Origin of the sequence: Rhabdaerophilum calidifontis (assembly GCF_008641065.1) — a bacterium.
GTDB classification, from domain to species: domain Bacteria; phylum Pseudomonadota; class Alphaproteobacteria; order Rhizobiales; family Beijerinckiaceae; genus Rhabdaerophilum; species Rhabdaerophilum calidifontis.
This window is the reverse complement of sequence record NZ_VTRS01000001.1, coordinates 911,872-927,576: the sequence shown is the minus strand read 5'-3', so window position 1 is coordinate 927,576 and position 15,705 is coordinate 911,872. Positions and strand designations below refer to the sequence as shown.

The following is a 15,705-nucleotide window of genomic DNA, read 5'->3' as shown; positions in this document are numbered from 1 at the left end:
TCAGCCCTCCTTGCCGGCCCGGGCCACCGCCTCGGCCTCGGAGCCGTCGAAAGCGCCGGGCCGTTCGAGCACCGAATACCCGCGCCGGAGATTGCCGGCCATGACCTGCGCGCCGCGCAGCGCCATCAGCACGAAGGCCGCGAAAACGACAAGGAAGACCGGCTGCTTGGGAAAATCGATGGTCGTCATCCGCTCGTCGGAGATGATCTCCGAATAGCGCCAGACCAGCCAAGCGAGATAGGCGAAGACCCCGATCCGCACGAGATCGACGAAGCTCGCCAGCATCCGTCCGGCGCGGTGCCCGAGGGAGCGGTAGAGGAAATCGACATGGATGTGCCGCGACAGCCGCGTGCACATCGCCGAGCCGAGAAACACCACCGCCACCAGGCAATAGATCGCGATCTCCTCGGTCCAGGCGAAGGAATTGTTGAGCACGTAACGGGTGAAGAATTGCGCGAAGACAGCCGCGCACATCAGCCAGAAGATGACAAGCGTCGCCCAATCCTCGATTCCGTGCCCCGAGAGATCGACCGGCGCGACCTCCTCGTCGAAGGTGCGGGCGATTTCGTCGGAGCTGATCGGGGTATGGATCTCGGGTTCGGCCTGCATGGCAGCAAAACATCCTCGCGGGGGGAAATTGCGGCGCGCCCCGGGGAGAACGGAGCGCGCCGCAGTTCGGAAGCGGTCAGGCGATCACTTGATGGCCTGGATCCTCTCCCAATCCGCCTTGCGGTAGCCGAATTGCTCGAAGGTCGTGTTCTTGAACACCGCGTCGAGATATTCCTTGCGGTCGATCTCGGTCACGGTCAGGCCCTTGTCCTTGAAGAACTGGACGAGCTTCTGCTCGCTCGCCTGGATCTGCCGCGTCGCCCGCGCAGCCGCCTCCTGGCTCACCGCGATCCAGGTTTTCCTGTCCTCGTCCGAGAACTTGGCCCATGTGCCCTTGGCAACGATCGTGTTGAGATGATCGACGATATGCCCGGTGAGCACGATGTGCTTCTGCACCTCGTAGAATTTCTTGGCCTCGATCGTCGTCAGCGGGTTCTCCTGCGCCTCGACCGTGCCGTTCTGGAGCGCGAGATAGACTTCGGCGAAGGCGATCGGCGTCGTGTTCGCGCCGCAGGAACGCGGCATGGCGAGATAGGCCGGCACGTCCGGCACGCGGATCTTGAGCCCCTTCATCTCCGCGCAGGACTTGAACGGCCGGTTCGAGGTGGTGTGCCGCACGCCGTAATAGGTCGTGGCGGTGATGACATGACCGGTCTTGTCCTCGTAGCCCTTGGTGAGTTCCTTGTAGATGTCGCTCTTCGTATAGGCGAGCAGATGATCCGCGTCGCGGAAGGTGAAGGGATAATACGTCACCCCGATCGGCGGGAAGGAGCGGGCCGCGAAGCTCGACCCCGAAATGATGATGTCGACCGAACCGAGGCTGAGCCCCTGATTGATGTCGGTCTCCTTGCCGAGTTGCGAGGCGGGAAACACCTCGATCTGGTATTTGTTGTTGGTGCGCTTGGCGAATTCCTGCGCCGCCCACACGCTTTCGGTGTGGAAGGGCTCGCTCGTCTCGTAGACATGCGCCCATTTGAGCTTGGTTTGCGCGTTCGCGCCCGCCAAGGCAAGCAGGCTCGCGGCCCCTGCGAGAAGCAGTTTCGTCACTGTCGTTTTCGTCATGATATCCTCCCTCGGATTGTTGTCGTTTCAGGCCGGGCCGAGCGCTCGATGCCGGGTCTTGCCGGCAACCGGAGGCTCCTCACCCTCCCCGTCGCCGAAACTGCGCGAGAACCGCTCCTGCGAGCGTTCGAGATGCCGGCGCACGGCGTCGCGCGCCAGCGCCGGATCGCGCGCCGCCAACGCGTTGCGGATCGCGCGATGTTCGAGAATAGCCTCGCGCCAACTCGCCTCATCCTCGAAATAGGCGGCGAGCCGGCCGAAATACGGGCTCATGCGCTGGTTGAACAGGTCGCGCACGGTGCGCTCGATGACGGCGTTGCCGAGCACGGCCGCGATCGCGGCATGAAATTCGCAATCGAGCGCGATGGTCTCGGGGTTGGGACCGAGCGCCGCCTCCATCCGCCCGATCCATTCGTCGAGCCGGGCAATATGATCGGGGCGGATGCGCCCCGCCGCCTCGGCAGCGATCGCGCCCTCGAAGAAGGCGCGGGCCGAGAGCAGCTCGAACGGCCCCTCATGCTCCCCGCGCAGCGCCGCCGGCGCGCCCGCCGCCGGTCCTTCCGCCACATAGATCCCGGATCCGACGCGGATGCGCACGCGCCCCTCCACCTCCAGCGCGATCAGCGCCTCGCGGATCGTCGGCCGCGACACGCCGAGCCGCTCGGCCAGTTCGCGTTCGGTCGGCAGCCTGCCGCCGGCGGGAATGCCGGACGAATCGAGATAGATCCGGATCTGGTCCGCGACCTGCCGGTAGAGCCTGCGCGGTTCGATCGCCTCCAGCGCCACGTACCCTCGCCTCGTCCCTGATCCCGGCTGTTGACTGCCGTGAAATTGGTCAGACCAATGAGCCAAGATTGACCGAGCCTACCTCGCGTGTCAACAAACCGGCCTGCGGTTCGTTCCGCCTTCCAGGAGTTGCCGATGCCCACCCTTCCGCGCCTCGCCGCCGCGACGCTTCCGAAGCTGCCGGCCCCGGTCCGCCGCCCCGGCTACGACTGGACGGCGGCCGCGATCGGCATCGTGCATCTCGGGCTCGGCGCCTTCCACCGCGCGCATCAGGCGGCGATGATCGAGGATTGCCTCGAACGCGGCGAGAGCGGCTGGGCGATCGCCGGCGCGAGCCTGCGCTCGCCGGAAACGCGGGACGCGCTGGCGCCGCAGGACGGGCTCTACACGCTCGCGGTGCGCGGGCCCGGCGGCGAGGCGCTGCGTGTCATCGGCGCGATCCGCGAGAGCCTCGTCGCCCCGGAGGATCCCGCCCGGCTTCTCGCGCGGATGGCGCGGCCCGAAACACGCATCGTCTCGCTGACCGTGACCGAGAAGGGCTATTGCCATGATCCCGCGAGCGGAACGCTCAACGAGGCGCATCCGGACATCCTCCACGATCTCGCGCATCCGGAGCGGCCGAAAAGCGCGATCGGCCTGCTCGCCGCAGCGCTGCGGATGCGCCGCATGGCGGGGCTGCGGCCGTTCACGGTGCTGACCTGCGACAATCTCCCCGCCAATGGCCGCACGGTGAAACGGGTGATCGATCGGTTCGCGGCGCTTCTCGACGCGGATTTCGGCCATTGGGTCGCGGATCAGGTCGCCTGCCCCGCAAGCATGGTCGACCGTATCGTCCCCGCCACCACCGACGAGGACCGCGCCCGGATTTCGGCGGCGCTCGGCATGGAGGATCGCTGGCCGGTGGTGACAGAGCCGTTCTCCCAATGGGTCGTGGAGGATCATTTCCCGCTCGGGCGGCCGGACCTCGCCGCCTCGGGCGCGGAGATGGTCGCCGATGTCACGCCCTTCGAGCACATGAAGCTCCGGCTGCTCAACGGCTCGCATTCGACGCTCGCCTATCTCGGCTATCTCGCCGGCTACGAGACCATCGCCGAAACCATGGCCGACCCGGCCTTCGCGCGGCTGGTGCGCCGGCAGATGGACGCGGACATCACGCCCACCCTGCACATGCCGCCGGGCCATGATCTCGGCGCCTACAAGGATCGGCTGATCGAGCGCTTCAAAAACCCCGCCCTGCGCCACCGCACCTGGCAGATCGCGATGGACGGTTCGCAGAAGCTGCCGCAGCGCCTGCTGGGCATGATCCGCGAGCGGCTTGCGGCCGGCGCGCCGGTGGAACGCCCCGCGCTCGCGGTGGCGGGCTGGATGCGCTACGTCGCCGGCATCGACGAGGCGGGCCGGCCGATCGATATCCGTGATCCGCTCGCCAGCCGGTTCGCCGAGATCGTCGCCCGAACGGGCCCCAACCCGGAGACGCTCGGCCGGGCCCTGCTCGGCATGCCGGAGATCTTCGGCGTCGATCTGCCGGCCGATCCCCGCTTCACCGGGCCGGTTCTCGCTGCGCTCGCAGCCCTGTTCCGGGATAGCGCGCGCGCGACGGTGGCCGCGGCTGCCTGAGGGACAGCGGTGGCCGGGGCGATCAATCGTCGCGGTAGATCTTCTCGCGCCGCTCGTGGCGCTCCTGGGCCTCGATCGACAGCGTCGCGATCGGCCGGGCATCGAGCCGGGCGAGCGAGATCGGCTCGCCCGTCTCCTCGCAATAGCCGTAGGTGCCGTCATCGATGCGCGCGAGCGCCGCGTCGATCTTGGCGATGAGCTTTCGCTGCCGGTCGCGCGCGCGGAGCTCGATCGCGCGGTCGCCTTCCGAGGATGCCCGATCGACAAGATCGGGATGGGCATCGGTATCGGCCTGCATGGCGTTGAGGGTGAGTTCCGCGTCGCGGATGATCTCTTCCTTCCAGGCCCTGAGCTTGCGTCGGAAATATTCGCGCTGACGGTCGTTCATGAACGGCTCGCCGTCACTCGGCCGATAGCCGGTTTCGAGCGCGATCACCTGCTTGTCGTCCAGTAGTTTCGACATCGCCTCGCCTCTTTACGGAGCCGAAAGATATGGCGCGGGGTATAGCCGCCCCCGAATGACGAAACAATCTCGACGGCTCGGAAAATCGCATGGCTGCCGAGAGAACGGCCTCGCTTCGGCATGGCCGGCAACAAAAATACCCGCAGCCGGCGCGCGGCGGCGGAAAATTGCCGGTTCGGACGAATCAGCCGCCCGTTTCCCGGCGCCCCGCGCGCTTGAGCTTCGCAAGCTCGACCTCGGCGCGCAGCTCGATCGCATCGACGATTCCGTCAAGTCGCGGATCGCCGCTCGGAATTGCATCGCGCAAGGCCGCGCCGAGCCGCGCCTGGAGTTCGGGCGGAACACGGCCGGCGAGCAGCGCGAGCTTCAGCTCGTCGAGGATGTCGAGCATCCCCTGCCCCCGCCGGGCCGAGCGGCGCCGGCGCTCGCGCGTGGTATCCTCGCTCTGGATCGCGATCAGCGCCTCGAGCCCGCCGAGGATCGAGATGGGCGCCTGGCTTTCCGCGCGCTGGAGTGCGCCGCCCGAATCGAGCGTGAACCGCGCGCCGCCGGCACGCCCCGCGCCGCGGGCGTTGCGAGTGCCGCTCACCGAACCGACCGATTTCTGATCCACGATGCGCATGCGAGGCGTTTCCCGTCCCTTCTTCCGGCGCGGCGGCCTTCAACCCCGCGATGTTGCGCGAAGCTGGTTAAGCATGGGTAACCATACCGGGACAAAATTGCCGGGTCGGCAGTTCTGACCGGGCCGCCCGCGCGTCAGGCAGGTTCCGATCTCACACCGAATTCTGGTATTTCAGGGACTTAATCAGGAGAACCGCTTGGCATGCCCTTCGCTAGAAGGTTGGCGAACGGCTCCTGTCTCGCGTGCGTTCACCTGTTTTCGATCCGGAAGAATGCCGCGAGCGGCCCTGGGAGCACCCGAACGATGACCATGAAGGCCTGGATCCCCGACGTCACGAGCCGGATGCGCGACATCGCGCTTGCCTGCGGATTGGGGCTCGCCGCGATGAGCGCGCTCGGCACCGGCGACGCCGCTGCCCTGTCCCGGATCAAGGATCTCGCCGCCATCGAGGGCGTGCGCGAGAACCAGCTCGTCGGATATGGGCTCGTCACCGGCCTCAACGGCACCGGCGACACGCTCAACAACTGCCCGATGACCCGCCAGTCGCTGCAGGCGATGATGGAGCGCCTCGGCGTCAACACCCGCGGCGCCAACATGCGCACGTCGAACATGGCGGCGGTGATGGTGACGGCGAACCTCGCCGCCTTCGCGACGCAGGGCACCCGGCTCGACGTCACCGTCTCGGCGATGTGCGACGCGAAATCGCTCCAGGGCGCGACCCTGCTCGCCACCCCGCTGCTCGGCGCCGACGGCGAGGTCTACGCGGTGGCGCAAGGCTCGCTCGCCATCTCGGGCTTCGCCGCCGAGGGTGAGGCCGCGAAAGTGACCCGCGGCGTGCCGACCGTGGGGCGCATCGCCAACGGCGCGCTGATCGAGCGCGAGGTCGATTTCCGGCTGAACCATCTCCAGAACCTGCGCCTTTCGCTGCGCAACCCGGATTTCACCACCGCACGCCGCATCGCCGCGGCGATCAACGATTTTCTCGGCGCCGATTCGGCCGAGCCCACCGACCCCTCCACCGTCTCGGTGCAGGTGCCGCGCAATTACCAGGGCAACATGATCCGGCTGCTGACCGAGGTGGAGCAATTGCGCGTCGAGCCCGATCAGCGCGCCCGCGTCGTCATCGACGAGCGCTCCGGCATCATCGTGATGGGCAAGGACGTGCGCGTGAGCCAGGTCGCGGTGGCCCAGGGCAACCTGACCGTGACCATCACCGAGCAGCCCGAGGTCTCGCAGCCCGAGCCCTTCTCCAACGGCCAGACCGTGATCGTGCCGCGCACCGGCATCCGGGTCGATACCGACGACAAGAAGAAGCTCGCGATCGTCAAGGACTCGGTCTCGCTGCGCGAACTGGTCGACGGTCTCAACGCCCTCGGGGTCGGCCCCCGCGACCTGATCTCGATCCTGCAGGCGATCAAGACCGCCGGCGCCCTCCAGGCCGATATCGAGGTGATGTGATGAGCATCAACGCGATCACGCCCAACCCGAATTTCGCCATCGACATCCGCAAGGCCATCGCCCGCGGCGACCTTCCGAAGAACATCCCCCAGAACCGCAAGGCCTGGGAGACGGCCCAGGCCCTCGAGGCCAACGTATTCCAGACCCTGCTCGGCGCCATGTTCGAAGGCGTGAAGGGCGAGGGCCTGCTCGGCGACGCCGCCACCGGCCAGGATACCTGGCGCGGGATGCTGCTCGGCGAATACGGCAAGGCGCTCTCCGCCACGGGCGGCATCGGCCTCGCGCCGCAGATCTACCGGTCCATGTTGCGTAACCAGGAGTCCCCTGTCCATGCGGCCCAAAGCCCAAACCGCTAATCGCGCCGACACCCGCCCGCGCGTGAGCAAGCCCGAGGAGGCGGCCGAACTCGTCGCATCCGCCCTCGCCGCCCTCGACCGGCTCGAACCGGTGATCCGCGACGAAACCGCCCTGTTCAAGGCGGGCAAGGTGCGAGAGGCGCTGGGGCTGGCGATCACCAAGAACGCGGCGGCGCAGGACTATACCCGCTGCCTCGAAACGCTGAAAACCAACGCGATCGCGATCGGGCGGTTCCAGCCGGAAGGGCTCGATGCCCTGCGGGACCGTCACGAGGCCTTTTCCGGGTTGATGTCGCTGAACCTCGCCGTGGTCGCCACCGCGCGCACGGTTTCTGAGGGGCTGCTGCGCGATCTCGCCGATGCTGTCGGCAAGAACGCGACGCCGAAGACCTATCGGCGCGACGGGATCGACCGCAAGCCGGGCACCGCGCCGCTCGCCCTGTCCAAGGTGAGTTGAGCACAGACCGGCACGGTTCCGTCCAGACGCGGCCGTGATTCGGCCGCGGCTGCAACAAAGACGTTAATTCAAGCCGAATTCTCGCGCCCTGATTTAGCTCGCCTCAACCATCTTTCTGAACGGGACGTAAAGACGGCGGCGATATTTTCCCGCACAGGCAGGACATGGATGCCTGCCGGAAGCGAGAAAGCCATGGACACCCGCCTGACCAATTCGGTGCCGTATCCGTCGCTCGCGCCCGCCCGCCCCGAAGCGGCGCCGGTGCGCAACGCCGTTCGCACCGACCTTGCCCCGCCGCAGGCCGTCGCCGCCCAGGCCGGCGCCGAGCAGGCGCGGTTCTCCCGAAACGCGCGCCGGGATGCCCCCGGCGGCGATATGGTTCGCCACGAGAGTTCGGTGACGACCGACCGCGAAACCGGCGATCTCGTCTACCAGGTGATCGACCCGGAATCGCGCGCCGTCGTCTCGCAATACCCCTATGAGGCGGTGCTCAAGCTCCGCGCCTATCTCCAGCAGGCGGAAGGCGGCTCCGAGCGCTGACCCAGGCCAAGACCGGGCCAAGACCAGGCCAAGACCGGGGCGTGCGTGCCCCGCTCTTTGCGGCAGGAATTCGTTAACCATGTTTGTTAACCGGCCGCTAACCATGAAAAGTTCTTTTCGGTTAAGGTTACCGAATTTAACCAAGCCTTAGTCCCTGCCCGGCATCGTCCCTCCCGAGAAGCCGCGAAGGCCCGGAAATCCGACCCGAACACCCGGCGAGAAAGCCGGCGGGCCGGAGGGGCCGCGACAGCCGCACAGAAGGTGACGCATGTCCATCCTCATGAACGACGCGACCAGCGTCAGTGTCTCGATCCTCACCCGCACGAACGAGCTGTTCGGCATCACCCAGAAGCGGGTCGCCTCCGGCAAGAGCATCTTCTCCGCCGCCGACGACACCACCCGCTACCGGGTCAGCGAGACGCTGCTCGGCCGCTCGGGCCAGCTCTCGGACATCAACAACAACATCTCCGTCGGCCTCGCGACGCTCGAAACCACCGACAAGACGCTGAAGAGCATGCTCGGCCTCGTCGAATCGGCGATCGATCTCGCCAGCAAGGCGCAGAACGAGGGCGGCGTCGGCACCCGCAACGCCGCCACGACCGCCAATCTCGACGAAACCTCGGTGGTGAGCGGCGTCTCGATCGGCTCACGGTTTTCGATCACCTCCGACGGCGGCAAGAATTTCACCTACACGTTCAACTCGCTCTCCGTGACCTGGGGCGAGATCGCCAATGCCCTCAACGCCGCCAATATCGGCGTGATCGCCGAGTTCATCCCGTCGACCGTCGCCGGGCAGACCAATCTCCGCTTCCGCTCGACGAATGGCGAGGATTTCACCTTCGACGCCATCAGCGACCAGAACGCGATGGATGATCTTGCTGGCCTGACGAGCCCGACCGGTCAGGTCTTCAATCCCAACAACCTTTTCGCCAACGGCGTCGCCGCACCCGCTGCCGGAGAGACCGGATTCACGGTGGCCTTCGGCGGACAACTGACCGGCACGGGCGCTGGCGTGACCCTTGCCACGCCGATCGCGGCCGGCTCTTCCATCGTCTTCGAAGACGGAAACGGCCAGTTCCGTACGCTGAATTACGGCGTCGCGACGACGGTCGCGCAATTCATCGCGGATGTCACGGCAATGGGGGCGGGAACGCGCGCCGAACTCGTGAACCAGACCGGCGGCGCCGGCGGCCCGATGCAGATCCGCCTGCGCAACATGAATGGCGGCAATATGAAGATTGTCGCCGCGTCGGGCGATTTCGCGCCTGCCGGCGCGCTCGGCATGGGTGGAATCAACACCGGTTTCGCGGCGCCGCTGGCACCGAACAACGCGCTCCGTCTGGCCTATGGCCAGCAATATGACGCGATCATCGAGAATCTCGACCAGCTCGTCGCCAATAATCCGGTGCCGAAAGGGCGGAACCTGCTCCAGGGCGAGAATATCAGCGTGCCGCTCTCCGAATTTGCCGGCACGCCGCTGAAGATCGCCGGCGTACTCGTTACCGCCGCCGGAACGCTGACGATGGCGCAGGCCGGCGCATCCTGGGTCAACGACCAGAACATCCAGATCTCGGCGCAGCAAGCGCGCGAGGCGCAGAAGATCCTGCTCGAACTCCAGGCCCAGTTCGCAACCTTCAACAATTACATCCGCTCGCGCTACGACCTGAACAAGGCCTACCAGACCGAGGCGAAAACTCAGGGCGACGAACTGGTGGCGGCGGATGTGACTGAGGAAAGCGCGAAGCTGACCGCACTTCGGACCCGTCAGGATTTCGCGGTTCAGGCGATCGCGATCAGCAACCAGAACGCCCAATCGATGCTGCGCCTGCTCGGGCAGTAAGCAGGCACCATCAGAATAAAAAGAGAGGCTTCGGCCTCTTTTTTGTTTTATTTTTCATTAACGATACATATTTTGAATCAATTAACCTTGATTTCAGGCTGCCTCAGCCTGCGAGCAACATTTAACTCTCATTTATATCTGCGACGGCACCTTGCGGGACGTGACGAGCAGCACGGAGCGGCTCTGAACGTTTACGGGCCAGGATGGCCCGATCCCTTGCAACAGAAGGTGCAACCATGTCTGTCGTTTTCAATGCCGCCACCGCGGCCAACGTCACCGTTCTCCAGCAGACCAACAAGCTTTTCCAGATCTCCCAGAAGCGCGTTGCCACCGGCAAGTCGATCTTCGGCGCCGCGGATGACGCCACGAAGTACGGCATGTCGGAGACGATGCTGGCGCGTGCCAAGAACATCAACCGCGTCAACAACAACATCTCGACCGCGCTGAAGACCCTCGAGTCGACCGATCTCGCGCTGAAGCAGATCCGCAATCTGCTTTCGCAGATGAACGATATGGCGACCGATGCGCTGAACGCCGGCTCGCAGACCACCGTCGCCGCAACCCCGACCGCCAACCTCGCCGAGACCTCCTCGGTCGTCGGCGCCTCGACCGGCCACCGCCTGTCGATCACCTCCGACAACGGCAAGAACTTCACCTATACTTTCTCGGGCGCGACCAGCGCGACGACCTGGGGCCAGGTTGCCCAGGCGCTCAACAACGCCAATATCGGCGTCACGATGCGCTTCGAGGTCAACGGCACCGGCAGCCGCCTGGTTCTGGAATCGACCGACGGCAAGACCGGCTTCACCATCGACGGTTCGTCCTCGCAGCAGGTCGTCGATGACCTGACCGGCATCAACTCGGGCTACGATGGCACCTACGCCGCCTCGAGGTTCGTCAACGGCACCTCGATGCCGACCGGCTTCGGCGGCTCGAACCCGATGGGTCTGCGCTTCGGCACCGGCGGCATGCTTCGGACGGCCTCGACCTTCGCCGGTTCGTCGGTCGCCGCCGGCTCCTCGCTGACCTTCCTCGGCGCGGACGGCGTGGCTCGCACCTGGTCCACCACGACCGTGAAGAACCTCGACGCGGTCATCTCCGAGATCAACGCGCTCAATGCGGGCGTCAAGGCCGAGTTCGTGCAGTCCGCCACGGGTCAGTTCCGCATCGGCCTGCGCAACCTGTCTGGCAACGCGGTTACGGTCCTCAACGGCACCGGCACGTTCGACTCGGTCTCCGGCGCGGCGCGCTTCAACGCGGCCTCGGGCGTCCCGGTCGTTCAGGGCAACCCGATCCTGGGTTCCACGAACAACGCGCGGCGTCTCGAGCTCGGCACGCAGTATGAGTCCTACAAGACTGAAATCACGAACGTGATCAACAACAACGTTGTCCAGGCCGGCCGCAACCTGCTCCGCGGCGAAGGCATGAACGTGATCCTGAACGAGTTCGCTGCGAACCCGATCCAGATCAACGGCGTGAACACGAGCGTGACCGGCAACCTCGCCCTGACCACGCTCGGCACGGCTTGGACCACCACCGGCAACATCCAGACGGCGCTGGGTGAGGTTCAGACGGCGCAGTCGATTATCAACACGCTCCAGGCGCAGTTCGGCAACTATGCGTCCTTCATTCAGGATCGCTACGACATCAACGCCGAGTTCGCGACCAACATGAAGACGCTGGGCGACGACCTCGTCAGCGCCGACATCGCCGAGGAATCGGCGAAGCTGACGGCGCTCCAGACTCAGCAGCAGTTCGCGGTCCAGGCCTTCTCGGCCGGCTCTGCGAATGCGCAGTCGCTCCTCCGCCTGCTCGGCTGATCGGCCGGAACGCGGAACGAAAAACGAGGCGGCGGGGCAACCCGCCGCCTTTTTCGTTATGGGGCACGGCTCGGGGCGGAACCAGCTGCCATTTCGCGTTTGTTAACCATCTTCCTATACCAAATCTTGCTCAGGACCGCGCGGAGGCGGCGGCTTCCGAATCCGGCATCCATGCCGGGTTTCCGGGAACGATACGCGCCGCGGCAGGCAGAAGCCGTCTCCGCCGTCCGGCGGAGCAGAACCCAGATCAAGGTTCCGGAGCACAGAATGCAATCCGCCGTGATGTTCGCGAAGGCCGTCGACGCCCAGCTCAATGGCCGGCCCGATGAGGCCAAGGATCTCTACAAGCGGCTCCTGCGGCGCCACCCGGATGCATCGGAGGTGCTCGGCAATCTCGCGGTTCTCGTGAAGAAGGACGGGCAGGTTGCGATCGCCGAGCAGATGCTCCGGCGCGCGGTGCGTGCCAATCCGCAGAACTTCTCCGCGCTCACGACGCTCGCGAATATCCGCCTCGCCGAGAAACACTGGGAGGAAGCGAAGGAATTCAACGACGCCGCCCTCGCGATCGAGCCGCATTATCCGGACGCGATCGTCAACAATGGCGTATTGCTCGTCCATGACAACAAGCTCGACGAGGCCGAACAGCAATTCTGGCGGGCGATGACGCTCGATCCTCGCAACACAACCGCACGAATGAATTTCGCAAACGTGCGTCGCCTCAAGAAGATGAATGTCGAGGAATCCATCGAGATGCTCAAGAGCATCGTCGAGAAGCAGCCAGATAATGCGCTCGTACATCAGATGCTGTGCAGCTCCTACCAGGAAACGATGAAATATGTGAAGGCCCTGGAGCACGCCTACGCAGCAGTAGAAGCCAGCAAGGCCGCCTCGGACGATGCGCTCAATGCTGTTGCGACCACCCATGTGGTGCTGGGCGAGCTGGAAGAGGCGATGGCGTATTACGAGAAATCACGCGCCATCAACCCGAATAACGTCGTTACCGGAACAGCCTATCTCTTCACCATCAACTACGACGACCGCAAGACTTCTGAAGACGTGTTTCAAGAATACCGCAAGCACGCAAAGGTTATATCCAAAAACTCCAAAATCTATAATCACGAAAAGCGTGCAAAAATAGAAAATCGCCGCATCAGACTCGCCTATTCATCGCCGGATCTTTACACGCACGTGGTTTCCTTCTTTATTGACCCGATTCTCCGCAACCACAATAGGTCGCGATTCGAGCTCGTCGCCTACGCCAACGTCATCAAGCCGGACGAGCACACAATGTATCTCAGACGGTATTTCGACAAATGGGTCGATGTTACCCAGATGAATGACGAAGAAATGGCGGAGCAGATCTATAACGATGGCATCGATATCGTGGTAGATCTTGCAGGGCATACCTTCGGCAACCGCCTTTCTGCGCTTTCGATGAAGCCCGCGCCGATCCAGGCGACCTATCTCGGATTTGGCTATACGACCGGTCTCGACGAGATCGACTATTTCATCGGTGACAAGAACTTCACGCCGACGGGCAGCGAGCCGTACTTCTCGGAAAAGCTTCTCCAAATCGAAGCGCCGGTCTATGCTTACAACCCGCCGCGTCACCGCACCCCTGACGTCTGCGAGCCGCCCGCCATGCGCAAGGGCTACGTCACCTTCGGCACGATGACGCGGATGATCCGCCTGAACAACCGCCTGCTCTCGGTCTGGAAACAGATCCTCGACCGCGTGCCGGGCAGCAAACTCCGCTTCGACCAGAAAACCTTCGAGGATCCAGAAACGATCGAGCGCTTCTACCGGCGCCTGGAAAGCCTCGGCTATAGCCGCGACAGGGTGGAGCTCACCAGCACGCTCGAACACTGGAACGGCTACCACGAGTTCGACATCGCGCTTGATTGCTGGCCGCACAATGCCGGCACGACGACGTTCGAGGCGCTGTTCTCGGGCGTGCCCGTGATCTCCAAGCGCGACCGCGTCTCGGTTGGCCGGCTTTCCGACATGGTCCTGTCTCCGCTCGGCCTCGGCGATTGGGTTGTCGACACCGAGGAGCAATTCGTCGAGAAGGCGGTTCAGATGGCATCCGATATTCCCGCCCTCGCCGAGATCCGCCAGAAGCTGCGGCCGATGATGGAGAACAGCCCCTTCTTCGACTTCCAGGGGCGCACCCGCGCGCTCGAGGCGGGCTATATGGAGATGGTCCGGCGCTACAACGAGCAACGCTGATGAAAGCCGTCATCCTCGCCGGCGGGCTCGGAACCCGCATTTCGGAAGAAACGCATCTGCGGCCCAAGCCGATGATCGAGATCGGCGGCAAGCCGATCCTCTGGCACATCATGAAGATGTATTCCGCGCACGGGGTGAATGAATTCATCATCTGCTGCGGATACAAGGGCTATGTCATCAAGGAATATTTCGCGAACTACTTCCTGCACATGTCGGACATCACCTTCGACATGACGAAGAACCGCATGGAGGTGCATCGCGAGCAGGCCGAACCCTGGCGGGTGACGCTGATCGATACCGGCGAGGACACGATGACCGGCGGCCGGCTCAAGCGCGTCGGGAAATACCTGCGCGACGAGGAAGCCTTCTGCTTCACCTATGGCGACGGCGTCTCGAATGTCGACATCACCGCCGCCATCGCCTTCCACAAGGCGCATGGCCGGCTCGCCACGGTCACGGCGGTGCTGCCGCCGGGACGGTTCGGCGTGCTTTCCATGAAGGGCGACGCGGTGAAGGGCTTCGTCGAGAAGCCGCGCGGCGAAGGCGGTTTCATTAATGGCGGCTTCTTCGTCCTCTCCCCGAAAGTGATCGACCGCATCGAGGGCGACGCGACGAGCTGGGAGCAGGAGCCGATGAAGAGCCTCGCGGCCGAAGGCGAGTTGCATGCCTTCGTCCATGACGGGTTCTGGCAGCCGATGGATACCTTGCGCGAGAAGAACCTCCTCGAGGATCTCTGGGCCTCCGGGAAGGCGCCATGGAAAATCTGGTGAGACGCCCCGATCCCGCGTTCTGGCGCGGCCGGAATGTCCTCGTCACAGGTCATACCGGGTTCAAGGGCGGCTGGCTGACGCTCTGGCTCGCGCGGATGGGCGCGGCGGTGACCGGCATCGCCCTGCCGCCCAACACCACGCCGAGCCTGTTCGAACGGGCCGGAATCGCCGGGCATTGCGCGGCGAGCCATTTCCACGACATCCGCGACGGCGCCGGCCTCGCCCGCCTGGTGCGGGAAGCGGCGCCGGAGATTGTCTTCCATCTCGCCGCGCAGCCGCTCGTCCGGGCGAGCTATCGCGAGCCGGTCGCGACCTTCGCCGCCAATGTGATGGGCACCGCGCATCTGCTGGATGCGCTGCGCGATCTCGCAAGCGCGCGTGTCGCGGTGATGATCACCACCGACAAGGTCTATCACAACCGCGAATGGCCCTATCCCTACCGCGAGGACGACGCGCTCGGCGGGCACGATCCCTATTCCGCCTCCAAGGCCGCGAGCGAGATCGTCATCGCGAGCTACCGCGATTCCTTCCTGCGCGCGCAGGGAATGGCGGTGGCGAGCGCCCGCGCCGGCAACGTGATTGGCGGCGGCGATTGGGCCGAGGACCGGCTGATCCCGGACGCGGTCCGCGCCTGGCTGGCGGGGGACGTGCTCGAGATCCGCCGACCGGCCGCGATCCGACCCTGGCAGCACGTGCTCGAACCGCTCTGCGGCTATCTTGTCCTTGCCGAGGCGATGGCGGGCCTGCCGGCCCTGGCCGGCGCCTACAATTTCGGCCCCCCCACCCATGAGGCCTCGACCGTCCGCGACGTGGTGGACCTCGCCCGGAGCATCTGGGGCGGCGGCGAGGTCCGCTATGGCGACGGCTCGCGCGGCCCGCACGAGGCCAACTGGCTTGCGCTCGAAGTCGCCAAGGTGCGCACCGCACTCGGCCTCGGCCCGCGCTGGGCCCTGCGCGAGAGCGTCGAACGCACGATCCGCTGGTATCGGGAAGAGGCGGGCGGCGCCGATGCCGCCGCCCTCTGCTCGGCCGAGATTGCGGCGTTCGAGGATGGCCGATAGCCGCGAGCAATGCAG

Annotated in this window: 15 protein-coding genes; 10 read left to right on the top strand and 5 right to left on the bottom strand. The window is 65.1% G+C overall.

Annotation, left to right across the window (positions count from 1 at the left end; all coding sequences use genetic code 11):
• The 3 genes from FWJ24_RS04460 to FWJ24_RS04450 form a co-directional block, all read right to left on the bottom strand.
• A complete protein-coding gene (locus FWJ24_RS04460) occupies positions 1-609 on the bottom strand; it encodes a TRAP transporter small permease (RefSeq protein WP_150286538.1) in 609 nt (202 codons plus the stop codon).
• Positions 610-693: 84 nt separating this feature from the next.
• A complete protein-coding gene (locus tag FWJ24_RS04455) occupies positions 694-1,671 on the bottom strand; it encodes a sialic acid TRAP transporter substrate-binding protein SiaP (RefSeq protein WP_150286537.1) in 978 nt (325 codons plus the stop codon).
• A 27-nt stretch (positions 1,672-1,698) separates the two neighbouring features.
• Positions 1,699-2,457: a FadR/GntR family transcriptional regulator gene (locus FWJ24_RS04450; protein ID WP_150286536.1), complete on the bottom strand. Its 759-nt coding sequence runs from the start codon at positions 2,455-2,457 to the stop codon at positions 1,699-1,701.
• Between the two features lie 135 nt (positions 2,458-2,592).
• Here FWJ24_RS04450 and FWJ24_RS04445 point away from each other — a divergent pair, with 135 nt between their 5' ends.
• Positions 2,593-4,074 (top strand): mannitol dehydrogenase family protein, encoded by a 1,482-nt coding sequence (locus FWJ24_RS04445; RefSeq protein ID WP_150286535.1) that lies wholly within the window; start codon positions 2,593-2,595, stop codon positions 4,072-4,074.
• A gap of 22 nt (positions 4,075-4,096) precedes the next feature.
• Here the strand turns inward: FWJ24_RS04445 and dksA are convergent, their stop codons facing one another.
• The gene (gene dksA / locus FWJ24_RS04440; protein WP_150286534.1) at positions 4,097-4,537 is read right to left on the bottom strand and encodes an RNA polymerase-binding protein DksA; all 441 of its coding nucleotides are present in this window, start codon (positions 4,535-4,537) and stop codon (positions 4,097-4,099) included.
• Positions 4,538-4,721: 184 nt separating this feature from the next.
• Positions 4,722-5,159, bottom strand: a complete 438-nt coding sequence (locus FWJ24_RS04435) for a flagellar assembly protein FliX (RefSeq protein ID WP_150286533.1) — start codon at positions 5,157-5,159, stop codon at positions 4,722-4,724.
• Positions 5,160-5,501: 342 nt separating this feature from the next.
• Between FWJ24_RS04435 and FWJ24_RS04430 the strand changes: the two genes are divergently transcribed.
• From FWJ24_RS04430 to rfbG, 9 genes are all read left to right on the top strand, one after another.
• Entirely contained in the window at positions 5,502-6,617 is a 1,116-nt protein-coding gene (locus FWJ24_RS04430) for a flagellar basal body P-ring protein FlgI (protein WP_150286666.1), read from the top strand.
• Positions 6,617-6,973: a rod-binding protein gene (locus FWJ24_RS04425; RefSeq protein WP_150286532.1), complete on the top strand. Its 357-nt coding sequence runs from the start codon at positions 6,617-6,619 to the stop codon at positions 6,971-6,973. The genes FWJ24_RS04430 and FWJ24_RS04425 overlap by 1 nt, the downstream gene beginning before the upstream one ends.
• Before the next feature lie 22 nt (positions 6,974-6,995).
• Positions 6,996-7,430 (top strand): hypothetical protein, encoded by a 435-nt coding sequence (locus tag FWJ24_RS04420; protein ID WP_150286531.1) that lies wholly within the window; start codon positions 6,996-6,998, stop codon positions 7,428-7,430.
• Positions 7,431-7,622: 192 nt separating this feature from the next.
• Positions 7,623-7,970 (top strand): flagellar protein FlaG, encoded by a 348-nt coding sequence (locus FWJ24_RS04415; protein WP_150286530.1) that lies wholly within the window; start codon positions 7,623-7,625, stop codon positions 7,968-7,970.
• A gap of 268 nt (positions 7,971-8,238) precedes the next feature.
• Complete coding sequence (locus FWJ24_RS04410) at positions 8,239-9,810, top strand: flagellin N-terminal helical domain-containing protein (RefSeq protein WP_150286529.1); 1,572 nt, start codon at positions 8,239-8,241, stop codon at positions 9,808-9,810.
• Positions 9,811-10,046: 236 nt separating this feature from the next.
• Complete coding sequence (locus FWJ24_RS04405; RefSeq protein WP_166443584.1) at positions 10,047-11,630, top strand: flagellin; 1,584 nt, start codon at positions 10,047-10,049, stop codon at positions 11,628-11,630.
• Positions 11,631-11,897: 267 nt separating this feature from the next.
• Positions 11,898-13,859 (top strand): O-linked N-acetylglucosamine transferase, SPINDLY family protein, encoded by a 1,962-nt coding sequence (locus FWJ24_RS04400; protein WP_166443583.1) that lies wholly within the window; start codon positions 11,898-11,900, stop codon positions 13,857-13,859.
• Positions 13,859-14,629: a glucose-1-phosphate cytidylyltransferase gene (gene rfbF / locus FWJ24_RS04395; RefSeq protein WP_150286526.1), complete on the top strand. Its 771-nt coding sequence runs from the start codon at positions 13,859-13,861 to the stop codon at positions 14,627-14,629. Before FWJ24_RS04400 ends, rfbF begins: the two co-directional genes overlap by 1 nt.
• Complete coding sequence (rfbG, locus tag FWJ24_RS04390; RefSeq protein ID WP_342788594.1) at positions 14,626-15,690, top strand: CDP-glucose 4,6-dehydratase; 1,065 nt, start codon at positions 14,626-14,628, stop codon at positions 15,688-15,690. Before rfbF ends, rfbG begins: the two co-directional genes overlap by 4 nt.
• Positions 15,691-15,705: the final 15 nt, after the last annotated feature.